This window comes from Cohnella endophytica (assembly GCF_003628305.1).
In the GTDB taxonomy this organism is placed as follows: Bacteria; Bacillota; Bacilli; order Paenibacillales; family Paenibacillaceae; genus Cohnella; species Cohnella endophytica.
On record NZ_RBZM01000004.1, the window covers coordinates 555,044 to 577,039 of the forward strand.

At 53.5% G+C, this 21,996-nt stretch carries 21 protein-coding genes; 14 read left to right on the forward strand and 7 right to left on the reverse strand.

All coding sequences use genetic code 11. The features are described from left to right. Nucleotides 1-45 precede the first annotated feature (45 nt). From D7Z26_RS09105 to rpsD, 4 genes are all read right to left on the reverse strand, one after another. Nucleotides 46-3,144, reverse strand: coding sequence for a penicillin-binding protein 1A (locus D7Z26_RS09105; RefSeq protein ID WP_120976014.1), 3,099 nt, complete (start codon nucleotides 3,142-3,144; stop codon nucleotides 46-48). 158 nt (nucleotides 3,145-3,302) lie between these two features. Then, on the reverse strand, nucleotides 3,303-3,806 hold the full coding sequence (locus D7Z26_RS09110; RefSeq protein WP_325050447.1) for a ferritin: 504 nt from the start codon (nucleotides 3,804-3,806) through the stop codon (nucleotides 3,303-3,305). A 65-nt stretch (nucleotides 3,807-3,871) separates the two neighbouring features. Beyond that, nucleotides 3,872-4,096: a DUF1450 domain-containing protein gene (locus D7Z26_RS09115; protein WP_120976018.1), complete on the reverse strand. Its 225-nt coding sequence runs from the start codon at nucleotides 4,094-4,096 to the stop codon at nucleotides 3,872-3,874. A 122-nt stretch (nucleotides 4,097-4,218) separates the two neighbouring features. After that, on the reverse strand, nucleotides 4,219-4,818 hold the full coding sequence (rpsD, locus tag D7Z26_RS09120; protein WP_120976020.1) for a 30S ribosomal protein S4: 600 nt from the start codon (nucleotides 4,816-4,818) through the stop codon (nucleotides 4,219-4,221). A 376-nt stretch (nucleotides 4,819-5,194) separates the two neighbouring features. Between rpsD and D7Z26_RS09125 the strand changes: the two genes are divergently transcribed. The 5 genes from D7Z26_RS09125 (at nucleotide 5,195) to D7Z26_RS09145 (ending at nucleotide 10,005) form a co-directional block, all read left to right on the forward strand. Continuing rightward, the gene (locus D7Z26_RS09125) at nucleotides 5,195-7,174 is read left to right on the forward strand and encodes a sensor domain-containing diguanylate cyclase (protein WP_120976022.1); all 1,980 of its coding nucleotides are present in this window, start codon (nucleotides 5,195-5,197) and stop codon (nucleotides 7,172-7,174) included. A 113-nt stretch (nucleotides 7,175-7,287) separates the two neighbouring features. Continuing rightward, nucleotides 7,288-8,013 (forward strand): hypothetical protein, encoded by a 726-nt coding sequence (locus tag D7Z26_RS09130; protein ID WP_120976024.1) that lies wholly within the window; start codon nucleotides 7,288-7,290, stop codon nucleotides 8,011-8,013. Nucleotides 8,014-8,073: 60 nt separating this feature from the next. Further along, entirely contained in the window at nucleotides 8,074-9,189 is a 1,116-nt protein-coding gene (locus tag D7Z26_RS09135; protein WP_120976026.1) for an aminopeptidase, read from the forward strand. Nucleotides 9,190-9,272: 83 nt separating this feature from the next. After that, the gene (locus tag D7Z26_RS09140) at nucleotides 9,273-9,512 is read left to right on the forward strand and encodes an HPr family phosphocarrier protein (protein ID WP_120976028.1); all 240 of its coding nucleotides are present in this window, start codon (nucleotides 9,273-9,275) and stop codon (nucleotides 9,510-9,512) included. A gap of 202 nt (nucleotides 9,513-9,714) precedes the next feature. Further along, the gene (locus D7Z26_RS09145) at nucleotides 9,715-10,005 is read left to right on the forward strand and encodes a YlaN family protein (protein WP_120976030.1); all 291 of its coding nucleotides are present in this window, start codon (nucleotides 9,715-9,717) and stop codon (nucleotides 10,003-10,005) included. 68 nt (nucleotides 10,006-10,073) lie between these two features. Here the strand turns inward: D7Z26_RS09145 and cax are convergent, their stop codons facing one another. Beyond that, the gene (gene cax, locus D7Z26_RS09150) at nucleotides 10,074-11,135 is read right to left on the reverse strand and encodes a calcium/proton exchanger (protein ID WP_233566739.1); all 1,062 of its coding nucleotides are present in this window, start codon (nucleotides 11,133-11,135) and stop codon (nucleotides 10,074-10,076) included. A 178-nt stretch (nucleotides 11,136-11,313) separates the two neighbouring features. Between cax and D7Z26_RS09155 the strand changes: the two genes are divergently transcribed. Then, nucleotides 11,314-11,691 carry an Asp23/Gls24 family envelope stress response protein gene (locus D7Z26_RS09155; protein WP_120976032.1) on the forward strand — a complete coding sequence of 126 codons (378 nt, stop codon included), beginning with the start codon at nucleotides 11,314-11,316 and terminating at the stop codon, nucleotides 11,689-11,691. Between the two features lie 66 nt (nucleotides 11,692-11,757). On the opposite strand, the gene ftsW is transcribed toward D7Z26_RS09155, so the two are convergent. Then, on the reverse strand, nucleotides 11,758-12,933 hold the full coding sequence (gene ftsW, locus D7Z26_RS09160; protein WP_120976033.1) for a putative lipid II flippase FtsW: 1,176 nt from the start codon (nucleotides 12,931-12,933) through the stop codon (nucleotides 11,758-11,760). A 19-nt stretch (nucleotides 12,934-12,952) separates the two neighbouring features. Beyond that, on the reverse strand, nucleotides 12,953-13,297 hold the full coding sequence (locus D7Z26_RS09165; RefSeq protein ID WP_120976035.1) for a YugN family protein: 345 nt from the start codon (nucleotides 13,295-13,297) through the stop codon (nucleotides 12,953-12,955). Between the two features lie 303 nt (nucleotides 13,298-13,600). Between D7Z26_RS09165 and D7Z26_RS09170 the strand changes: the two genes are divergently transcribed. The 8 genes from D7Z26_RS09170 to D7Z26_RS09205 all read left to right on the forward strand — a co-directional run bounded on the left by D7Z26_RS09170 (nucleotide 13,601) and on the right by D7Z26_RS09205 (nucleotide 21,973). Continuing rightward, on the forward strand, nucleotides 13,601-14,731 hold the full coding sequence (locus D7Z26_RS09170) for a M20 metallopeptidase family protein (protein WP_120976563.1): 1,131 nt from the start codon (nucleotides 13,601-13,603) through the stop codon (nucleotides 14,729-14,731). Between the two features lie 161 nt (nucleotides 14,732-14,892). After that, the gene (locus tag D7Z26_RS09175) at nucleotides 14,893-16,587 is read left to right on the forward strand and encodes a DNA repair helicase XPB (RefSeq protein ID WP_120976037.1); all 1,695 of its coding nucleotides are present in this window, start codon (nucleotides 14,893-14,895) and stop codon (nucleotides 16,585-16,587) included. Continuing rightward, entirely contained in the window at nucleotides 16,584-18,566 is a 1,983-nt protein-coding gene (locus D7Z26_RS09180) for a helicase-associated domain-containing protein (protein ID WP_120976039.1), read from the forward strand. The genes D7Z26_RS09175 and D7Z26_RS09180 overlap by 4 nt, the downstream gene beginning before the upstream one ends. Before the next feature lie 65 nt (nucleotides 18,567-18,631). After that, a complete protein-coding gene (locus tag D7Z26_RS09185) occupies nucleotides 18,632-19,123 on the forward strand; it encodes a YlbF family regulator (RefSeq protein ID WP_120976041.1) in 492 nt (163 codons plus the stop codon). 24 nt (nucleotides 19,124-19,147) lie between these two features. Beyond that, nucleotides 19,148-19,411: a YlbG family protein gene (locus D7Z26_RS09190; RefSeq protein WP_120976043.1), complete on the forward strand. Its 264-nt coding sequence runs from the start codon at nucleotides 19,148-19,150 to the stop codon at nucleotides 19,409-19,411. A 228-nt stretch (nucleotides 19,412-19,639) separates the two neighbouring features. Beyond that, the gene (locus tag D7Z26_RS09195) at nucleotides 19,640-20,077 is read left to right on the forward strand and encodes a hypothetical protein (protein WP_120976045.1); all 438 of its coding nucleotides are present in this window, start codon (nucleotides 19,640-19,642) and stop codon (nucleotides 20,075-20,077) included. A gap of 140 nt (nucleotides 20,078-20,217) precedes the next feature. Then, entirely contained in the window at nucleotides 20,218-21,120 is a 903-nt protein-coding gene (locus tag D7Z26_RS09200; RefSeq protein ID WP_120976047.1) for a LysR family transcriptional regulator, read from the forward strand. Further along, nucleotides 21,113-21,973, forward strand: a complete 861-nt coding sequence (locus D7Z26_RS09205; protein ID WP_120976049.1) for a PHP domain-containing protein — start codon at nucleotides 21,113-21,115, stop codon at nucleotides 21,971-21,973. The genes D7Z26_RS09200 and D7Z26_RS09205 overlap by 8 nt, the downstream gene beginning before the upstream one ends. Nucleotides 21,974-21,996 lie beyond the last annotated feature (23 nt).

Consider the following 21,996-nt stretch of genomic DNA (forward strand, 5'->3'; position numbering starts at 1 on the left):
AGGACGAAGAAGGGGGCTTCTTCCTATTGTTCGATTTGTCTCGCGTCAACCGCCGGTCTTCACTTCCACGGAAACGGAAGGAGAGGACTCGCCGGACGCGCTGACGGCCGTAACTCGATACCAACCTGCCGAGAGCGGAGCGATGTACTCGAACGACGTCGTTTCAGCCGTGCCTAGAAGCTTGTATTTGCCTTTCTCGGTCGTGCTGTACCATACCTGATACTTAGAAACGCCTTCGCCGCCCGGGTTGGCGTTCCAGGCGAGGGAGACACCGATTTCCGATGCTTGGGCGCTTAACCCGCTCGGTACGGACGGATTGCGGTTATTCGTTCCTCCGTTAGGATCGCCCGGCGATCCCGTGCCATCGTCCGGATTCTCGATCGGGAAGTAAGGATCCGTGCCTTGACCGGATTCCGAAGAAATCTTCTCGCTTGGCGCCGATTCGTTGCCGGCCACGTCGACTGCGGTGACGTAATAGCTGTATACCTGGCTGGAGCTAATGTAATTGACGAATTTCGGTTCGTCGCCTGCCGGGATGGAGGCTTCGACTTTCTGGTAAGGTCCGCCGTTCGTCGACCGATAGAGCCTGTATCCGGCCACGTCGGCCTGAAGAGACGGCGTAAAGGTAATTCTGGCCAGATTGTTCAAGTTCTCGACGGTAACGCGTGCCGGCGCGCTAGGGACGGCTCCGTCGTCCACGCGCGGATCGATCTTGGAAGGCGCGCTTTGGGCCGCGTCTCGCGGCAAGTAATACGAGAGCGCCTTGCGCGATTGAGCCGACACTTGCCCAAGCTTCGCTTGCAGTTCTTCCATGAGCGTATCGAGCGGCGTTTCCCTGACCACCATGACGGATTCCCGAAGCAAGTCTTCCGGCGTATCCGCTTGAGGTAAGTAGTTAACGCCGTTGTAAGAAATATACTTTACTTTCACGAGCGCGTCGTCTTCTTCGGTCGGAATGAATTTGCGGTTGAAAATATCGGTGACCAGCCTGCCCGCCTGTTTCGTAAGCTCGGTAGGCAGCTTGCCGCTAACGCTGGATACGGTCATCGATACGATTCCGTCAGGCATATCGAACGACTTCGTCGGGAACAGTTCCGGCTTCGCGTCGATGACGCCGTCCATGATCTGCGCCCACACCGTCTTGGCGCGGTTCTTGCCGTCTTCGGATAGCGTGTGAATGACTTGCTCGTATCCGGACCATACGCCCAAGGTGATATCCGGCGTGTAGCCTTGGAACCAGACGTCGCCATAATTTTGGGTCGTACCGGTTTTGCCGACGACCGGGATTTTGCCGAAGTGTTTAAATTTGGATTGAAGCGTCTTCGTTGCCGTACCGTTCGTTACGACCGTGCGAAGCATGTCCGTCATTAGGTAGGCGGATTGCTCGGAGACAATACGCTTAGGATCCGCTTCGTGCTTATAGATCGGCTTATAATTCGGGTCCAAAATCTCGTCGATCAAATAAGCGTCGTTGAATACTCCCTTGTTACCGATCGCGGAGTATGCGTTCGTTAATTCCTCGACGGTTACGCCGTATTTCAAGCCTCCGATAACGCCCGTTTGAGCGCCGTCGTCTTCTTTGACCAATGTCGTGATTCCGAGCGAACGTACGAAATCCCACGATTCTTTGATGCCTAGCTTATCCAAGAAGATCTTAAGCGCCGGGATATTGTAAGAGCTGTTCAGCGCTTGGCGCGCGGTAACCAATCCCGAATAATATCCGTTCGAGTTTTTCGGAATGTGGTAACCCCCGCCGCCGTTCTTCAAGATGATCGGCGAATCGTCCAAAATGCTGGCGGGTTGGATGAGCCCTTTGTCGATCGCCGGCAAATACGCGGCGATCGGTTTCATGGCCGAGCCGGGTTGACGCGTCATCTGCGTGGCGAAGTTCATTTGCTCGATATGGAAGTCGCGTCCTTCGAGCATGCCCAGTATCGCGCCCGTCTTCTGATCGATCATGACCGCCGCGATTTGTTCCACGCCTTTAACGGGATTGTCGGGGGAGAAGTTTTTCGGGTTTTCGGCGATTTCGTGCATGATATTGTATACTTTTTTGTCGATCGTCGTTTTGATTTTATAGCCGCCCCGCAACAGTTGCCCGCGAGCGTCCTCGATCAACGACGCATTTTCTTTTTTCTTGAGATCCGCGGCGGTCAGAGTCGGATTCTCTTTCAGAACGAGGATTTCGGCTGCTTGTCGTTCTACCTCCAACATGAGGTAGGGATACGTGTTATAAGCTTTCTCGGACGTTTTGGCCAGCGACTTGTACAAGTCGAAGGACAGCGCCTCTTCGTACTGGGCTTGCGTAATTTTTTTCTCGTCGAGCATGCGGCTCAAGACGAGCTTCTGGCGCTGGACGGCGCGGTTGAAGTTTTTCTCGTTAAAATCGCCTTTGCCGTTAAACGCGGAATACAGCGAAGGAAGCTGCGGAACTCCCGCAAGATAGGCCGCTTGGGCGATATTCAGCTTGTCTAAGGATTCGATGCCGAAGATCCCCTTGGCCGCCGCCTTGATGCCGTAGACTTGGTATCCGTTGGAACCGTTGCCGTAAGGAATTTTATTCAAATAGGCCGTGATGATTTCTTCTTTGCTCATAAAACGCTCCAGGCGCAGCGACAGGAATATTTCCTTCGCTTTCCGGCTGGACGTCTGATCGAGGCTCAGGAAAACCCTTCTGGCCACTTGCTGGGTGATCGTGCTTCCGCCCGTCTGCACGCTTTCGTTCAGCAATTGCTGTTTTACCGCGCGCAGCAGTCCGTTCGTATCTACGCCGTGGTGAGTGAAGAAGTTTTTGTCTTCGATCGAGACGACCGCATCGATGATCGTTTGCGGAATTTGCTCGAACTTGACGGGACGGCGGTCTTCTTCGGAGCGCAATTGTCCGATAGGAGTGCCATCGTTAAAGTATACGAATCCGGTTATCGCGTTCTCGTCGATTTTTTCTTCGATCAGGCTGCGTGGACGAATCGGATCGTCATGAACTAGAGAAGCGATAAACCCCGTTACCGCGCCAGCCCCTACAAGCCCGGCCAGTACGCCGAACAAGATGAGCCATAACACGGTAAAGCCTGCGATTTTCCCCGCCGTCTTGAAGCCTTCGCCTCTAGGGATCGGCTCGGAAGGGGGGGTTTTAGTATTGGTCATAAGTTTAGAATGCCTCCTTCAACAAACAGAATTATTATAGCACATTTACCCATGGCTTGACCTCCATCCATCGGGAATGCCGCAAGAAGCCCAAAAAAACCGGCCCGGAAGTCGAAGACTTCGGCCGGTTTTGTATTGTTCTTATTACCGTACGCGCCTTAAAGCGCTGGAGGCGTAAACGTTCTAAGTGCGAATTCCGCATCCATCATGAAGAAGGCGTTGCTGTCCTTGTCAATGCGCTTCAACTTATTGATGATGGTGTCGAACATGGATTCTTCTTCGACTTGCTCGTCGATGAACCATTTGAGGAATTGAATCGTCGCATGTTCGCGGTCGTTCATCGCGAGATCGGACAGGTGGTAAATGCGGCGCGTCACTTCTTGCTCGTGCTCGAAAGCGTGCTCGAAAGCGTCCAGCGTCGATTTGTATTCGTTGAGCGGCGTATCCATGCCGGCCATCGTAACTCGTTTTCCCCGGTCGTTCAAATACTTATAGATTTTCATCGCGTGGAATTTTTCTTCTTCGGCTTGAACCATGAAGAAATTGGCGAATCCGTCCAGGCTTTCGCCGGAACAGTAGGCGGCGATGGCCAAGTAAACGTGAGCGGAATACAGCTCGTAATTTAACTGATCGTTTAATGCTTTGCTTAGGGAGTCATTCAACATTTGGCCTTCGCTCCTTCGTAGTTTCTATAGGACATACCCGAATTGTACCATAAATGCTCGGGTCATCCTATCCGGCTCTTTAATTTCTCGTACAGAGCCTCGGGCGAAGGAGCAAGGACGATCTCGGTTTTGCCGATGAGAACCATACACTGCTTCGTGCACAGCCTGCATTCGCCAAGGCAGTCTTTTTTCTTTTGCTTCATATCGGGAAATTCGGTCTTTAGCGATTTGTATACCGCCTTGGAGCCGTGTTTGAAATTTCTGCAGCAGTACTTGATTTTTTTCATCGTCCAACCGGCTTTCTCACGTGTTTTTACGCTCAGTTAGATGATATTAATTCTCATTATCAATGTCAACATAAAAAAGAAAACCACTCCGCCGGATGACGGAGTGGTTTCGGAGACTGCGATTAACGGCTGTAGAACTCGACGATTTGTTTAACGTCGATGTCTTGGGACAACTCGCCGCGATCTGGAAGGCGAACATACTTACCGACCATATCGTTAGCGTTGTAGTCCACGTAGCCTGGCAGGTGGTGACGAGCTTCGGAAGCTTCTTTAATCGATTTCAGGGAGCGGGAACGCTCGCGAAGGCCGATTACGTCGCCTACTTGTACGGTGTAGGAAGCGATATCCACTTTCTTGCCGTTTACCGTTACGTGACCGTGGGATACCAATTGGCGGGAACCATAACGCGAGTTCGCCCAGCCCAAACGGTATACGAGGTTATCAAGACGGCTTTCGAGCAAGAACATGAAGTTCTCCCCTGCGATACCTTGTTGCTTCGAAGCGCGGTCGAACAAGTTGCGGAATTGCTTCTCGTTCAAGCCGTACATGTGACGAAGCTTTTGTTTTTCTTGCAATTGCATGCCGTAGCCGCTGATTTTGCGACGAGTGTTAGCACCGTGCTGACCCGGAGGGAAAGCGCGTTTCAATTCTTTACCGGTTCCGCTCAGGGAAATTCCGAGACGGCGACTTAACTTGAACTTAGGGCCTGTATATCTTGACATGAGTTAGAAAGCTCCTTTTTCAAAAAGAAATTTGTTTTGAAAATGGGTTTCATTGCGCGGATTTCGCCATAACCGAGAGATTCGGTTCCAGTAGGGATGTTCAGCCGCAGCCCGCTGGCGGTTCGTCCGAGAGGGTGTCACAAGAGCTAAGCCCAGTATTCAACAAGTTATATTATAAGAAACTGACCGTAATTGTCAAGATGGTTATGAGATGAGCAACGGGTTTTCGAATAATGACCTCGCTAAAGTGCGATAGAAGAGAAAGAAGTAAAAAATTTTCCATAGGACTTTAGGACTTCTATGAACCTAGTGCAAAATTCACTGTTTCATTGTATAGTTAAGGAAAGAGATGACATCGGGGGCGGAGGTGTCGGGAATGGTCAATAAGAGGAAGACGCAGCAGCAACTAGACGCGCAAGAGGATTACGAGAATCCATCCCGCACCCGTCAACAGCTGCCGAGTTGGCTGCAGAAGCAGGATTTAACCGAAGCCGATCTACCTTACATCCATCTCATGCTGGCGAGCAGCTTTACGGACTGGCTAGAGGAAGTAGACGGTTTTCCTTGGCTCAGCGGTCACGTTGCGCTGCTCCATCCGGACGGAACGAGAATTTCCGCGGTCGGGCATACGGAGGAGAGCGATCCTTATTTCGTATCTTGGGATGCGAACGATATCGGCCATACCGCGGCCGGCATCGCGCTTGAAACTTGCCGTCCTACGTTAACGCGAGCGGAAGAGCATCTGGTTGCGAAGCTGAAGGCATTCGATTCGATCGCGGTTCCGATCTTTACCCGCACTACCGGAATTCCATGCGCGATCGTCGCATGCCTGCTTCCGGCGGGTACGGCGCAAGCCGGCGACCTGAAGCTGCTCCAAGCTGCGGCTCTACATATTCGCAGTTGCATTTACCGCCATTTCGAGAATTTGTTCGTGGGCGGCTTGTTAAGGGAACGAAAGCTCTCCAAAAAAGAAGAAAGCCGCAGAGACATCTTATTCGAAGTCTTGCGGCGTTTAAACGATCATATCGACGTTGAGAACGTGCTTTCCGAGGTGCTGGATAGTTTGGAGGAGCTTTATCCGATCTGCAAAGCGGATCTGTTCCTTTCCCAGGACTATAATAGCCCGAACGAGAAAGTCAAACCGCTGGCCTTCCATCTGAACGACATGGATCTGTGCAAATCCGCGTTCTTGGACGGACGCATCCGGGAAGAACGGGTTGCCGGGCGCCATCAACTGGCGTTGCCGCTGTCCGGCAAGCAAGGCGTTTACGGCGTGCTGAGACTCGACTTGCCGGAGAATGAGTTCGATGAAGCGGACATCAGCTTCTTGACGATGCTGGCGGGAGCGGCAGGCGCGGCCTTCGAGAAAGCGAAGCTACACGAGCAAGCGAACGTGATGGTCGGCGAGCTGCGGCTCATCAACGAACTGACCCATCGGTTGAACAGCAGCCTGAAGCTGTCGGATACGATGCAGTTCGCATCGGCCGAGCTTTTGTCGATATTCAAGTCCGACTTCTGTTGCATCCTGCAATTCGACCCCCTCGTTCAGGAATTTATCGTCATGTCCGCCAACGTGGCGGAGATGATCGGGGAAACCTATTCGAAGGATTACGGTTTCTGCGGGGTAATGTGGGCAACCAAGGAACCGATCATCTTGTCCGATTATTGTTCGGCGACTCCCGTAGCTTCCCAGCTTATGGACGTTACCGCCTCCCGATCGCTTCTCGCGTCCCCGCTTCTTCTTAACGGTGACGTAATCGGAGCGGTAATGATCGCGAAGAACGAGGCGAATCATTTCTCCTATGATAATTATAAGCTGCTGCAAGTTTTGTCCGCTCACTTGGGACTTGCCATGTCTAACGCGACTTTGCATGCGGAAGTACGGAGAATGGTCATCACCGATAATCTAACCGGATTGTACGCCCGTCATTATTTGAATGAGCGAATCGGACGTAAACAGCTTCGGGATACATCCGGCTCGCTTATCGTCGTCGATATCGATCATTTTAAGAAAATCAACGATACTTACGGACATCAAGTCGGTGACGATATCCTTATTCAAGTAAGCGGAATCATACGCACTTCGATCCGCGACAGCGACATCGCCGCAAGATGGGGCGGGGAGGAGCTCGCGATTTATTTGCCGCTTCTCGGACTGGATCAGACCGAACGAGTAGCGGAGAGGATCCGCCATCGCGTCGAATCCGAGACGAATCCGCAAGTAACGGTAAGCTGCGGTATCTCGGAATGGGCGATTGCCGACGATAAGGTTAGCGTAGAATCTTTGTTTTACAAAGCGGATATGGCCTTGTACGAAGCGAAGCATCATGGACGGAACTGCATCGTAGTCGGATAGTCGGATTCGGAATAGCAGAAGCATGCCCGATCTTTGCGAGCGGGCATGCTTCTTTTTTTTTTGCATATCCAGGGCAAAAGGGGACACGATACGGTACAAAAGGAGGGAACGAGATGTCTATGAATCGTATAATCGGCATGAAACCGATTGCCGCGATCTCCTCGGTTACAATCCTGTTTCTCGGCTTGCAGGGGTGCATGACTTCTTCGACAGCCCTGTCGCCGGATAAAGCGTTCGCCCTGTCTGCTTCCGCTTTATCCGGAGTAGAGAACTACGCGTTCGACGGGGAATTATCCGTCATCGACCCGCATGGAACCGTCGGAAGCAAAGCCGCTTACGAGGGAGAGGTTAGCGGACACGGACAGCTCAAGCTGCTCTGGAAAAACCCGCCCGCCACGGCTTCCGTCAGCCAGTCGAAGCAACAAGAGACGGCATACCGACCGCTTCAAATATTGGATGCACTGAACGGCAAGTCGACCGTCATTACTTACGCCGAGAAACCGGTCGCCGCCCGACCGATTCGCTTGCGAATCCGATTGGAGGATTCCGTAGCCAAGGCTCGCGTCGCCGACGGGCTGAAGGAAGAGCTAAGCAATTTGCGTGCGGACGCGAGTTTGACGAAAAACAATTCCGCGAAGGCAGAGCTAATCCTAAACGCAGCCGACAAGCGATTGCAGGCGGCGATATCTACTTTGTCCGTGGAAACGGTCTGTTATTGGACCGCCGATCCGAAGAGTTGGTTCCCCAAGCAGATGAGGGAGGAGACGGTGCTCGCCTATCGATGGGATGGCAAGCCTTACAAAGAGAAGCGAGTATCGCAAACGAATTTCCTCCGTTAGCCCGAAGATGTTACAATAGGGAAGTAACAGTAATTGTGGACTAAGGAGAGTTGGACGACAATGCGGGACTCACGACTTCAGAAATTAGCCGCCAATCTGGCGGGGTACTCCGTGAAGGTACAACCGGGAGACAACGTGCTCATCGAGATGATCGGTTCCGAGCGCGAGCTGCTGAAATGCTTAATCGAAGAGGTAGCACGCTTAGGCGGCAATCCGTTCGTGGAAATCGAAGACCGTTCCGTCACGCGGACGTTGCTTAATCACGCCAACGAGGAGCAGCTTGCGACTTGGGCTGCTTACGATCTAGATAGAATGAAACGGATGGACGGTTACATCGGCATCCGTGCCGGAGAGAACGTGAACGAGCTCGCGGACGTGGCCGCGGACAAGATGAAAGCTTACGATCGCATTCATCGCCATCCCGTACATATGGAGCAACGGGTCAAGAAAACGAAATGGGTCATTCTCCGTTATCCGAACAGCTCGATGGCTCAATCCGCCAACATGAGCACGGAAGCTTTCGAGGACTTTTATTTCGACGTATGCAATTTGGATTACGCCAAGATGGATCTGGCGATGGATCCTTTGCAGAAGCTGATGAGCCGGACGGACAAAGTAAGAATCGTATCCCCCGGCACGGATCTTACTTTCTCCATTAAAGGAATCGGAGCCCAGAAGTGCTCCGGAGAGCGCAATATTCCGGATGGGGAAGTTTACTCATGCCCGGTACGCGATTCCGTAAACGGAACGATCGCCTACAATACGCCTAGCGTATACAACGGCTTCACTTACGAGAATATCAAGTTCACGTTCAAGGACGGCAAGATCGTCGAAGCGACGGCGAACGATACGGAGCGGATTAACGCATTGCTCGATAGCGATGACGGAGCCCGCCATATCGGCGAGTTCAGCTTGGGCTTTAATCCGTTTATTTTGCACCCGATGAAGGATACGCTGTTCGACGAGAAAATCGCCGGAAGCCTGCACTTTACGCCGGGTCAAGCTTATGACGTTACCGATAACGGCAATCGTTCTTCGATCCATTGGGATCTCGTTCTGATCCAGCGGCCCGAATACGGCGGTGGAGAAGTGTATTTCGACGACGTGCTGATCCGCAAAGACGGCCTATTCGTCATTCCCGAGCTGGAAGGGTTAAACCCGGATTCCTTGAAATAATCCTTTCACCCTCTTGCGTGAATTTGGTGGAACAAGGTATGATGTGGAAGAGATTGTATCGTATATTTTTAGGAGGGGATACCATGTCTAATAATGCGGCTATTGTAGAATTGTCCCAAGCGGCGAATAAATACCGTTCTTCCATCGTGCTTCAAGCGGAAAATAAGTACATTGACGTCAAAAGTATCCTAGGCTTGTTTACGACGCTGGTCGGCAATCTTTCCTACGAGCTTCACGTTCATGGTCCGGATGCCGAAGAAGCGAAGAAAGAACTGGGCGATATTTTCGCCAAACATAACTTGAACGTTAAGGTAGTAGAATAACGTTTAATCCGTAAATAAAGCAAAGCTGACATCCCGTCCTTCAAGGCGGGGTGTTTTTGCATATTTGGGATCGCGCATCCTTGTACTTCTGGTCAATATCGTCTAATATAAAAGTGATAGCTTGATACGGCCGGCATGTGACACCGCTAACGGACGCAGCCGCTCGCCGTCGAATGGGAGTTTGGGCACAGGGGGAGTGGAAATGGCAGCATCGGAAACAATCGTCGATCTGAACGAGAAGGCTTTACGTCTGCTTCAGGAGGATGCCGACAAGATCGAGAAGTTGATCGCCATCCAGATGGAACACTTGACGACCCGCAAATGCCCGCTATATGAGGAAGTTCTGGACACCCAGATGTACGGCTTCTCGAGAGCGGTTGATTTCGCGGTAAGAACGGGTTTAGTCGAAGAAGGCGCAGGCAAATTGCTGATCAGCCAGTTAGAACGCAATCTGGCGATTTTATACGAGGCATTGGAACGTAAAGCAGAGTAGCACCCTTCCGGGTGCTACTTTTTTCATAACAATATTGGACTTAGGTACGAAGGGAATCTGCGTGCAACTTATACGAAGTAGAAGGAAACGCCCAGGATGGCATAGACGATCAGGAGCAGCTTTCCCTCGAACCAGGTCGTTGCGCCATCCCTCGAGATCGAAGTGGCGATCAAGACGGACACGCCGATGGCGGCTAGTTCGATCGTCGAGAAGATCAGGTTCATCTCTTTGCCGAATAAGAGGCTGATGAATACGAGAACGGGAGCGACGAACAAGGCGATCTGCAGGCTGCTTCCGACGGCGATCTCGACGGCGGCTCCCATCTTGTTTTTCAGGGCAAGCATGACGGCGGCGCTATGTTCGGCCGCATTGCCGACGATGGCGACGACGAACGCGCCGACGAACAATTCGGACAAGCCGAACTTCGCCGAGAACGTATCGAGCGTATGCACGAGCCATTCGCTTATGAACGCAACCATGACGGTTGCGACGAGCAGCAGCAAGATGGATTTATTGCGCGACCATGCCGGGCTCTCTCCGTGATCCGCTTGCGTGTCCTCATGATCTTCCAGCAGATCTTTGTGGGTAACCATGGAATAGACGAGCCAGCCGAGGTAGGCGAAAATAAGGAACGCGGCTACTACGATACTGATCGTCATCGTATCGCGATCGGAAATATGCTCTGTCTTCACGAAAATCGCGGGTATGAAGAGAGCGATGATGCCGAGCAAAGTCAGGGAGGCGTTCTGTCCGGCCAGGTGGACGTTGAATTTCTGTTCCTTGAACTTCAAGCCGCCGATAAAAGCGCTAGCCCCGAGCACGAGCAACAGATTGCCGATGATCGCCCCGGTCAAGCTGGCTTTGACGATGTCGAACAAGCCTTCCTTGATTAGGAAAATCGCGATAATAAGCTCGGCGGCGTTGCCGAACGTGGCGTTTAAGAATCCTCCGAGTCGCTGTCCCGCGTAATGGGCAACGGATTCCGTCGCTTTGCCAAGCAGGCCGGCGGCGAATAAGATCGCGATACCTGCCAAGGCGAATTCGATCGCGGCTCCCCATTTCATGAAGTGGGAAATGGCGCTTAGCGCAAAGGTTATTATCAGCAGCGGGAAAAACAACTTTTTCAGCAAAAAACCCACCCCGTGTCGTCGAGAATTGCAAGCTCGGATTTACAGTTCTTACTATATCCAATAAGCAGGTCGAAGTAAACGCCGGCTCGGAAACCTTGCGCTGGCAACGCTTACGGTTGCTTCTGGCGTAGTCTTCCATTACAATGTATACATACTAGGTTCGGGAGAGTGAGCCGCCATGACGGAAGAGTTGCAACAAGGATTAATTCGGATTTCTGACGATGTCGTCGCTACGATTGCCGGACTAGCGGCATTGGAAACGCCCGGAGTTGCCGCCATGTCGGGCGGGATTTCGGAAGGCTTGGCCAAGCGGCTTAGCGGACGCAACGCGCAAAAGGGCGTGTCCGTCGAAGTAGGACAAGTGGAAGCGGCGATCGATCTGCGTATCGTCGTGCAATACGGCATTCCGATTCAAGAGGTTGGACGCAGACTGCAGGATAATGTCCGAGAAGCGGTTGAGAATATGACGGGACTAAACGTCGTCGAAGTGAACGTTAAAGTCGAAGGCGTTGCTTTCAAAGACGAAGAAACCGAAGAAGCGCACCGTGTGAAATAAGAGCGTTTCATGCGGCAACGAAAAAACCGATCGAGCAGGCCCTTGGGCTTGTCGATCGGTTTTTTGTTAATGTTTGATTATTCTCGGCCGCGGTGACGCCGGTTCCTTCTCGACCCGGTTGTACTCCCTCGAGATGCTAAGCAATACGCCCATGCCCGTTAGCAAGGTGAGCATGGAGGAACCGCCGTAGCTGATAAAGGGAAGCGTTACCCCGGTGACCGGAATCGCCCCGCTAACGCCCCCCATGTTGATGAGCGCTTGAATGGCGATAAGCGAGACAATGCCTATGCCGACTAAAGTGCCGTAAATATCGGGACATCTAAGCGAGACGATCAACGCTCTCCACAGGAAGACGACGTACATCAAGATAAATATCGTCGTGCCGATAAAGCCGAGCTCCTCGCCGATGACCGCGAATATAAAGTCGTTGTAGGCGTACGGGAGATAAAATAGCTTCTGCACGCTGTTCCCTAAGCCGGTTCCCGTCAAACCCCCGTGACCGAAAGCTTCAAGCGATCGCACCATATGATACCCGGTTCCTTGCTCGTCGGCCAGCGGATCCAGGAATGCCGTGAATCGGCTTCCCCGGTAGCCGAAGTCCGCTCCGGGATGGATCAGAAAGTACAAGCTTGTCCCGAGCGCGGCCAAGCCGAGCAGGACTCCGGACGAGAGCACGATGTGCTTCAGGTTGGAACCGCCCGCGATAACGATCGCGGCCGCGCACATGACGAGGATGGCGCAGGAACCGAAATCCGGCTGAAGCATGATCAGGAACGCAAAAAAGCCGACGACGATCATGACGGGGAGCAACCCGCGCTTGAAGTCGCGGAACTTCTCGTCCTTCTTCGCGATAATCGCGGCTAAGTAAAGAATGATGGCCAGCTTGGCGAACTCGGTAGGCTGGACGCCGAATACCCAGCTTCTGGCGCCGTTCTTCATAACGCCGAAGATCGGAACAAGGAATAGCAGGATCATCGACCCGACGAAGAACAAAAGGAACAGTTTCTTGTATTTCTGATAATGGATATTCATCAGCACGAGCATAACGCAAGTGCCAAGCCCGACCCACATCAACTGTCGCTTCACGAAATAAAGCGCATCGTTGTTGTAAGCGGACTTGGTAACCGCCATGCTGGAGCTTGCGCTGAACACCATGATCAAACCGAAACCGACGAGCAGAAGCGTCATTATAAGCAACAGAAAATCTGGCGTGCCCCGCTGGCCGCTCTCCGGAGTCTTCATCCCGCATTCCCCCGAGACGCTACGATAGCAGCTTTTTTAATTCCTGAGCGCGTTGCGTAGCGGCATTCAAGATCGGTTCCGGAATTTTCGATTCGTAGTCCAGACCGTGCGGGAACGTGGCGCGCCCGATGTAGACGGCTTCCACTTCCAGAATCGCGTCCGGATTCTCGAGCTTGCCTTCGATGGCTCTCGTCGTAATCCGCAAGAAGTAGTCTTGGCTGTTCGCGCGGTCGTGAAGCTTCAAATCGTATGTAGCGCGGCGGTATTCCCATTGCCAGCGTACGAAGCCGAGCTTGTCTCCGGATTCGTCGAAATGACCGAGGTCGCTGCGTACTCCATTTAATCCTGTATTGTCGAGTAACATGAATAATCCTCCCTTTGTAGGTGCGAACCGACAGGCAGCGTCCGTGACGTCTGCGGTTTGTCATTGCGTGATCGAGGTCCAATCAAGCTTTGTCCCCTTCCATGATAGTCGGTTTGCGAACCTTCTGCAAGCCCGCGGACGACCTCGATTTCGAACGTTCATTGACATTTATCTCCTGAACGGAAAGAAGCGAGGTTACGGAGCGGAGACGTTTCTGATACAATAATACAAATAAACGCATTTCCGGAAGGAGGCGCCGCCTTGAATGTCAATGAACAGACGCTGCAGACTTTATACGGGGACATGGTTAGCTGGCGCCGGCATTTACATCGAAATCCTGAGCTATCGTTTCAAGAATACGAAACGTCCGGCATGATCGCCAAGTTGCTGGAAGAGTGGGGATTGGAAGTTCGCAGGGGCATGGCGGGCACGGGGATTGTCGCTACGCTGGTCGGGGCGTTGCCTGGACGAACGATCGCGCTTCGCGCGGATATCGACGCGCTGGCGATTCAAGACGCCAAGGACTGCGAATACCGTTCCGCCGTGGAGGGCGTCATGCACGCCTGCGGTCACGACGGACATACCGCGCAAATGCTCGGGATTGCCCGTTACTACAGCCTTCATAGAGATCGCACCTCGGGTAAGCGAGTATTCCTGTTTCAACCGGGAGAGGAAGTATTGCCCGGCGGCGCGGTGAGCATGATCGCGGATGGCGCGCTGGAAGGCGTGGACGCGATATACGGCGTTCATCTCTGGTCGCCGCTGCCTTACGGTACGGCAACGACGCGCCCGGGACCGTTCATGGCGACGCCGGATGAATTCGAGCTCGAAATTATCGGACGCGGGGGGCACGGCGGCTTGCCCCACGAGAGCAGGGACGCGCTCGTCGTCGGAGCCTCGCTCGTCGTTGCGCTCCAGACGATCGTCTCGCGCAGCGTGAATCCGCTCGACGCCGCGGTGTTGTCGGTCGGCAAGTTGAACTCGGGGACGGCCAACAACGTCATCGCCGAACGCTGCAAGTTAAGCGGTACGGTACGTTCCTTTAATAAGGAAATGAGGGCTGCCGTTCGCGAACGGTTGGAAAGCATCGTTAAGCATACATGCGAGATGCACGGTTGCGATTATCGCTTCGAATATTTTGAAGGTTATCCGCCCGTCGTAAACGACGACAAGGAAGCCTCGCGAGTGCTTCGGATCATCTCCGAGTTGTTGCCGGATACGTTCGAAGGTCCTTGCGAGCGGATCATGGCGGGAGAAGATTTCTCTTACTATTTGGAGCAGAGGCCGGGTTGCTTTTTCTTTGTCGGCGCGGGAGCGTCCGACGGAAGCTCCGCCCCCCACCACCATCCGCGCTTCGATCTGGATGAACGAGCGATGCTGAACGCGGCCAAGCTGCTCATCGCGATCGCGGACGATTCGGCCTTGGACGACTAATCTAATATTCTTAATCAATAAGGTTCATTTTCCGACGCAATCGGGAAATGAACCTTTTTCGTCCGATTGCATGAACGAATTCCTTAAGGGAAGGCTGTAAACTAGCAGGTATTTAGCAGGCATAGAGCTGCCGGCGAGCAGTCGAAAGGGAGAGGCTGATCATGACGTTGCCCAAACCGTTATGGGTACAATCGGACGGTACGTTGCTTCTGGACGAGCGCCACCCCGACCATGAGGAAACGAGAAAGTTTCTCCGGGAAATCGCCGAGCTCCATAAGCGTCCGGGTGCATGGCATACTTACCGGTTTACACCGGTTACTTTGTGGAACGCGGCAGCCGCGGGCTGGAGCTCCGAGCGGGTGCTTCAAAGTCTCGCGTTATGTTCGCGTAACCCGCTTCCAAAGCAAATAGAGGACCTCATCCGCACGTATATGGACCGTTACGGGCAAATTCGTCTCGTTACCGGAGACGGCGGATTAAAACTCATTGCGGCGACGCCGGAGCTCATGGATCGGTTGCGCGGGATGGAGACGATCGGCCCGATATTGGGTACATTGCCGGAGACAGAGTCGTCGGATACGATCGCCCTCGTAGCGTCGGAATGTCGAGGCACGGTAAAGCGCGAACTGGCAGCGAGAGGTTATCCGGTCAAGGACGAAGCGGGATTCCATGCCGGCGAACGCTTGGAGATTGAATTGCGCACGGAAACCGCCTCGGGGGGACCGGTGATCGTTAGGGATTACCAAGCGGATGCGGTAGAAGCGCTGCTCGGAGAAGCGGCGATGGATGGAGGAAGCGGAATCGTCGTGCTCCCGTGCGGCGCGGGCAAAACTTGGGTAGGGCTGGCCGCCTTGGCCAGACTGCGGTGCGAAACGCTCATTCTGACGCCGAACGGAGTGTCCGTCTCGCAATGGATCGCGGAGCTTCTTAAGAATACGACCTTGACGGAAGCGGATGTCGGAGAATATACGGGGCGCGCGAAAAACGTCAAGCCGGTTACCGTCGCGACTTACCAGGTGCTCACGCATAGGCGTTCTAAGGAGGAGTCGTATCCTCATCTGCAATTGTTCGTTAATCGCGACTGGGGATTGATAATTTACGACGAAGTACATTTGCTGCCGGCTCCGGTATTTCGCATTACGGCCGACATCCAAGCGACGAGAAGACTCGGACTGACCGCGACGCTAGTCCGGGAAGACGGGCGAGAGGGAGACGCCTTTGCTTTGATCGGGCCGAAGCGTTACGAGATGCCGTGGAAGACGATGGAGAGCCAAGGCTGGATCGCCCGGGCGTCTTGCACGGAAGTGAGAGTGCCGCTCGACTCGCGGACCGCTTCCGACTATACGGCTGCGCCAAAGCGAAGCCGACACCGTATCGCCGGCGAGAACCCCGTCAAAGCGGAAGTCGTTAAGGCGCTGCTAAGAAGGCATATCGGTACGCCGACGTTGGTCATCGGACAATATTTGGACCAACTGCACGCTTTGTCCAAGGAATTGTCGCTCCCGCTTATTACCGGAGCGATGCCTCATAGAAGCCGCAAAAGGTTGTTCGACCGGTTTAACGATGGCGAGATCGATGTGCTGCTCGTGTCCAAAGTCGCCAATTTCGCGGTCGATCTTCCGGATGCGGCGATCGCGATCCAAGTGTCGGGGAGTTATGGATCCAGGCAAGAGGAAGCTCAGAGGTTAGGTCGCATTCTGAGGCCGAAACGGAACGGAACCGAAGCCTCGTTCTATTCGCTCGTCAGCGAAGGGACGGACGAGGTGGAGTTTTCGCGTAATCGCGGCCGGTTTTTGTTGGAGCAGGGGTACCCTTATTCCGTCGATCGTTGGCAAGGGGAGGAGACGAGAATATGAACGTTGCGCAATCGCTTCTGCGGTTACCCGAGTCTATTCGCGCGCTCATCGAAACGGATCCGGTCGTACGGGAACGCCTCGAAGATGGGCAATACCTTGAGGATATTTTGCGATGTCGGGAATGGGCGGAGGCATGGCTTCGATCTTACCTCGATACCGACCAAAGAGCAGTTCTGAATAACCTTGTGGAACGATTCGCGTCAAAGCCGTTCGAACCGGTAAATTTGATCAAATCGTTAGGCCGGTCGTCGGCTTTCGCGGGATCCGAAGTGAGAGTCGCCCTCGCGAAGCTTCGGAGAAGCGGGATTATTTTTGCCGTTCGCAAGGCTTGGGGAGATCAGCTGCTTTATTTGCCGGAGGACACCGTTACGCTCTGGCAACCGTTATTGCTTCCGCTAGGGGGAGAGCCTCTTGCTCCTGACGAAGCTGCCGATGTGACGGTTACTTCATCCGCCCTTCCTTTGCCTCTTTCTATGGAGTTACTGTCGGCATGGCAAACGTTGCGCCGTCAACCTTTGACCTGGACAGGCAAAGGCTCGTTGCATCGCCCTACGGTCGCCAAGTTTACGGGAGAGTTGCGATTTCCGGCCGATGCGATCAGGTGTCTGAACCTTACTTATCCTCATGCCGATCAACTTGCTCCTCAAGCGGCTATCGCCCTAGATATTGGTTTGCATTTGAAAGCGCTGATGAGATCGGACAACGAAATCAAGGTTGCGCCATCCGGCATGGAGAATTGGTTGGCGTTGTCTCCCGCGGAAGCGGATGCCAGGTTGTACGATATTCTTCTTACCAGGTATGGGAAAGCGGACGCAGGGCTGCAATTGATCGCCTCGGCAGTAAGAGCGCTGGAGCCGGGAGTATGGTTCCGGGAATCCCGGCTTGTCATTGACGACGGCAATCGAAATGGGGAGCGATTCGGTCTGGAGTGGCTCGGTCTCATGGAAGCATTCGGTTGGTTGGAGCGAGGAGATTGCGCCGGAGAGGCGGTTTATCGGAAAAGACTCGACAACGAGCCTAAGCTTTCCCAATCGGGTGAAGCGGGAGCAATAGACGCGTTCGAGGAATTGTTCGTCCAACCCGACGGAGAACTGTTCGTGCCGCCGGATGCCAAGCTGAAGCTTCGTTGGATGCTGGCGGATATCGCCGATCCGGTTACGTCGGACGCGATATGCATTTACCGCCTAAGCCGCAACGCCTGCGCACGCGCATATAATGCAGGTTACGTGCTTCGATCGGTTACCGAACTCCTGGAGCAAGCATCCAGGGCTCCGTTGCCGGAGCCCGTGGCCGATTCGTTGGCCGATTGGTTTGCCCCGCTCGGTAAAATCAAGTTCGCCGAAGCGATGCTGCTAAGGACGGAGGACGCTACGGTTGCCGACGCGATTATGCGCGATCCGGACATCGCGGACATGTTGCTGGAGAAAATAGGGGACCGCGATTTTATCGTTCTCTCCGAATCCTATTCCGTCCTATCGGCGAAGCTAAGACAGATCGGTTACCCGCCTCCCGATCGCATTCAGGTGATTTCTTCCCCGGCTTCGGACAAGAACGAGAATCATCCGGAGGAAACGAAATCCGATTCGGGGTGGGTGTACGCCCCCGACGCCGTTGGCGTTTACGAGGCAGATCCCGTATGGCCTGACGCGGAGTCGTTATTTCCGGGCTTATCGGAAATCCCTGCCGCTTGGATCATGAAGCCCCGAGCTTATCACGCTACGACGAGGAAGAAAATGATTCAGCGGGCGATCGAATGGGAAGCGTTAGTCCGGTTGGAGGTTGACGGCAGCGCCCGTACGTTCGTCCCGAATGGATTGCGCGAGGATGGCGACCGATGGACGGTGAGCGGAAGGTGGCAGTCCGACGATTGCGAAATCGGGACGAGGCTGGATAAATCCGAGCAGGCATTCGTGAACGCCGAGCAATTTACGGATATGATGATCGTGCTTCCGTCATTGGACGCGCTTGAAACCGATTGACCGATGTCGAGCAATTTGTGTTATGATTGTTGGGTATGGCAAAGCCGAAAGGTGAGGTGAGGCCGATGGCCAGCATGACGCAAACCCTCCCTGCGGCGGGACAAGGTGTGATGGAGAACGAGCCTGCCGACATGGCATTACTCTTATCCCGCGCCTTCGAGCTGGGGGATTCGCTTAAAAATTCCGCCTTCGCCGCGGAATACGTTTATTGGAAAGATCAAGTGCATCAAGATGCCGAGGTGCAAGTACTGACCAAGCAATTCGCCAAAGCGAAAGAGAAGTTCGCCGAGTGCGAGAGGTTCGGCAGGTTTCATCCGGATTACAACGCGGCTCTGGACGAGGTTTACGCCATCGAGAGCCGGCTTGACCAGGTGGAATGCGTGCGCCAATATAAAGCCGCGGAAAGCTCGCTGGATTATTTGCTTAACGATATATCCAGAACGCTTGCGCATGCCGTATCCCAAAGCATTAAGGTTCCGGACAACGATCCGAATCCGAAGGCATCGGGTTGCGGCAACGGAGGCAGTTGCTCTTGCGGAAGCGGCGGCTGCGGATAAACGAACGGATTGAGGAGGTTAGACATGTTTGCCGAACGGACAGGTTATATCGTATGGTTCAGTGATCCGAAAGCGGCCAGAGGATTGGACAAATACGGCACGCTGCATTATTTGTCCCGTAAAATGCAATACGCCGTAATGTATATGAACGCCGACGTGGCGGAGGAAGCCGTTCGCAACTTGCAGCGTCTACCCTTCGTCCGCAAAATCGAACGCTCCTACCGCAACGAAATCAAGACGGAGTACGAGAAAAACGTACCCGACAAAACCCGTTTTTACGGTCTCTGATCGCTTGCGGTAAAAATAATTCGATCATAAAGAAAAGTCTCCTAAATAATAGGAGACTTTTCTGCTATATAAGTGATATAAATAATATTAACCAAATCGTGGGATGAAAGGAGGCTTTTTAATTTTTTGTTGAATCCTCGGGAATAAATGCTGTAAAATGTACTTAACTCCCTATTTATATGGGATTATTTGGTTCATAGTACCTAGAATCGGGAAGGGGATAGCCCGGTGAAGGATAAACATACCGAACGATGGAATACTTATGAGCCCTTTCATGTCATCCTAGGGGACAAGAAAGTATGCGACATCATTATTACCAACCATGCTCGCACGCGTTGGACCGACCGGGTCGAAAGCGAAAGGACCGGTTATTCCGACATTGCTGAGTATATGTGGGAGTGCCTAAAAGAAGACCGGATCGTTTCTTATTATCGCAACGAACAAGACGTATACACGATCGACGACGATCTCGTATTCGTAGCGGAGTTCGCGATTAGCGAGACGGATACCGATCTGCTGGGCAATCCATTGCATAAGATGATCGTCGTTACTTTTCTGGGTAGAATGTCGGAGACGATGGAATTGCGCGATCTGAAGACGTATTACTCGTGGCTTAGGCATTCCCGCCGCATGACCTTGATCAAGAATAATCGCAAACGCAGATAGATTAGACCCGAATACGAACGAGCAGCCGGCCCGGAAGAGAACCTTCCCGCCGGCTGTTCGTGCGAGGCGAAACGGAACGACGAAACCTCGCCGCGTGTGGTATAATCCGGAGAGAATAGCGGACGGAAGGCGGTACCGGCATGGCGTTAAACGTGCATCAATTACATATTTTCTACACCGTGGCGGAGCGGGGAAGTTTCTCGGCGGCGGCGCAAACGCTTCATATGACGCAGCCTGCCGTAACGATGCAAGTTCAGGCACTCGAAGAACGATTCGGCACGAAGCTATTGAACAGGACGACGAAGAAACTGGAATTGACGGAAGCGGGACATCGTTTACTGCCCCAAGCGCGGAAAGCGGTCGAGCTTATGCAAGAGACGGACGAAATGATGATCCGATTCATCGGGGACTTGAAAGGTCGTCTACAATTCGCTGCGAGCTTAACGATGGGCGAATATGTTTTGCCGGGGCTGCTAGGCTCGTTCCTGAGAAGGTTCCCTGAAGTATCGGTCGTCATGAAGGTCATGAACACGACCGAAATTATCGAGGCGGTCGCCCACCAAGGACTCGAATTCGGTCTGATCGAAGCGCCTTGCGACGTTCCGGGCATCGAAGCGCAACCGGTTATGGATGACGAATTGATATTAGTCGTACCGACGGGACATCCCTTCGCGTCCCGAGACGAGGTTACGCTCGGCGAAGTCATTAGCGAGCCGCTGGTGTTAAGGGAGAAGGGGTCGGGTACCCGCCAGATCATGGAGGACGAGTTGCTCCGGCATGGCGTCTCCGATACGCAATTGCGCATAATAAGCGAGTTCGGCAGCACGGGCGCGATTAAATCGGCAGTGGAAGCCGGGCTAGGTTTATCTATCTTATCTATGTGGACGATCAAGCACGAGATTACTCTGGGGCTGCTTAAGCCGGTAAAAATTAAAAACGTCAGCTTCCGGAGGCAATTTTTCTCCGTTCGTCTGCGTTCATCGCTATTGTCGATACCGGCTACCACGCTTTTGCATGATCTAAAGGAGCTTTCTCATGAATAACGGGGATAAAAGGGCGGATTTGCATACCCATACGATCGCTTCGGATGGGTTGCAGCGGCCGGAGGACAACGTACGCATGGCCCGCGAAGCCGGTCTGGCGGCAATCGCGATTACGGATCACGATACGATCTCCGGCATTCCGGAAGCGATGGAGGCTGGCGCAAGACTGGGAATACTCGTCGTTCCCGGCGTCGAATTGAGTACCGGGGTCGCCGGCAAAGACATTCACGTTCTAGGTTATGGATTTAAGCTGGACGATCCGGAATGGCTCGAGAGGTTAAAGTCATTGCGAAATGTTCGTAACGGTAGAAACGAACGAATTCTCGCGCTGTTAGATCGGTTAGGCATGCCTGTCAGCATGGAGGAACTAAAGACTGCAGCCGGCGCCGACAAGAGCGATCGCAAGGGACGCTCCGTTGGCCGGCCGCACATCGCGCAAGCGATGGTCGACAAAGGATACGTGGCCGATCTCCGCGAAGCTTTCGACCGCTGGCTCGGGGAAGGTCAGCCGGCGTACGCAAGTCCCGAGCGTATCGGGCCGAGCGAAGCGATTCGCTGGATCCATGAAGCGGGGGGCATAGCTATCGTCGCCCACCCCGGCATCTATGGAAACGACGAGTTAGTGTTGAGCTTGCTGGACGGGGAAGCCGACGGATTGGAAGCGTATCATTCCGACCACGATTCGGAGACGGAATCGCGCTACGCGGAATGGGCGGCAAGCCGGGGGAAACTCATAACGGGAGGCTCCGATTTCCACGGAGTCAAGGACGGGATCGCCTATCACGGTGAAATCGGCAACCGATCGGTGGATTCGGCGGTCGCAATTCGATTGCTTCGAGGCTTACAGAAGTAACGAAAACATTAGCGGGGCCAATA

What these genes read in the sequence shown, in the direction of transcription:
- D7Z26_RS09200 (WP_120976047.1), top strand. Translation starts at nt 20,218, where the DNA reads ATGGCGTTAAACGTGCATCAATTACATATTTTCTACACCGTGGCGGAG.
- D7Z26_RS09135 (WP_120976026.1), top strand. Translation starts at nt 8,074, where the DNA reads ATGCGGGACTCACGACTTCAGAAATTAGCCGCCAATCTGGCGGGGTAC.
- D7Z26_RS09155 (WP_120976032.1), top strand. Translation starts at nt 11,314, where the DNA reads ATGACGGAAGAGTTGCAACAAGGATTAATTCGGATTTCTGACGATGTC.
- D7Z26_RS09205 (WP_120976049.1), top strand. Translation starts at nt 21,113, where the DNA reads ATGAATAACGGGGATAAAAGGGCGGATTTGCATACCCATACGATCGCT.
- D7Z26_RS09130 (WP_120976024.1), top strand. Translation starts at nt 7,288, where the DNA reads ATGTCTATGAATCGTATAATCGGCATGAAACCGATTGCCGCGATCTCC.
- D7Z26_RS09165 (WP_120976035.1), bottom strand. Translation starts at nt 13,297, where the DNA reads ATGTTACTCGACAATACAGGATTAAATGGAGTACGCAGCGACCTCGGT.
- D7Z26_RS09185 (WP_120976041.1), top strand. Translation starts at nt 18,632, where the DNA reads ATGGCCAGCATGACGCAAACCCTCCCTGCGGCGGGACAAGGTGTGATG.
- rpsD (WP_120976020.1), bottom strand. Translation starts at nt 4,818, where the DNA reads ATGTCAAGATATACAGGCCCTAAGTTCAAGTTAAGTCGCCGTCTCGGA.
- D7Z26_RS09175 (WP_120976037.1), top strand. Translation starts at nt 14,893, where the DNA reads ATGACGTTGCCCAAACCGTTATGGGTACAATCGGACGGTACGTTGCTT.
- D7Z26_RS09115 (WP_120976018.1), bottom strand. Translation starts at nt 4,096, where the DNA reads ATGAAAAAAATCAAGTACTGCTGCAGAAATTTCAAACACGGCTCCAAG.
- D7Z26_RS09105 (WP_120976014.1), bottom strand. Translation starts at nt 3,144, where the DNA reads ATGACCAATACTAAAACCCCCCCTTCCGAGCCGATCCCTAGAGGCGAA.
- D7Z26_RS09190 (WP_120976043.1), top strand. Translation starts at nt 19,148, where the DNA reads ATGTTTGCCGAACGGACAGGTTATATCGTATGGTTCAGTGATCCGAAA.
- D7Z26_RS09145 (WP_120976030.1), top strand. Translation starts at nt 9,715, where the DNA reads ATGGCAGCATCGGAAACAATCGTCGATCTGAACGAGAAGGCTTTACGT.
- ftsW (WP_120976033.1), bottom strand. Translation starts at nt 12,933, where the DNA reads ATGAAGACTCCGGAGAGCGGCCAGCGGGGCACGCCAGATTTTCTGTTG.
- D7Z26_RS09180 (WP_120976039.1), top strand. Translation starts at nt 16,584, where the DNA reads ATGAACGTTGCGCAATCGCTTCTGCGGTTACCCGAGTCTATTCGCGCG.
- D7Z26_RS09170 (WP_120976563.1), top strand. Translation starts at nt 13,601, where the DNA reads ATGGTTAGCTGGCGCCGGCATTTACATCGAAATCCTGAGCTATCGTTT.
- D7Z26_RS09140 (WP_120976028.1), top strand. Translation starts at nt 9,273, where the DNA reads ATGTCTAATAATGCGGCTATTGTAGAATTGTCCCAAGCGGCGAATAAA.
- D7Z26_RS09125 (WP_120976022.1), top strand. Translation starts at nt 5,195, where the DNA reads ATGGTCAATAAGAGGAAGACGCAGCAGCAACTAGACGCGCAAGAGGAT.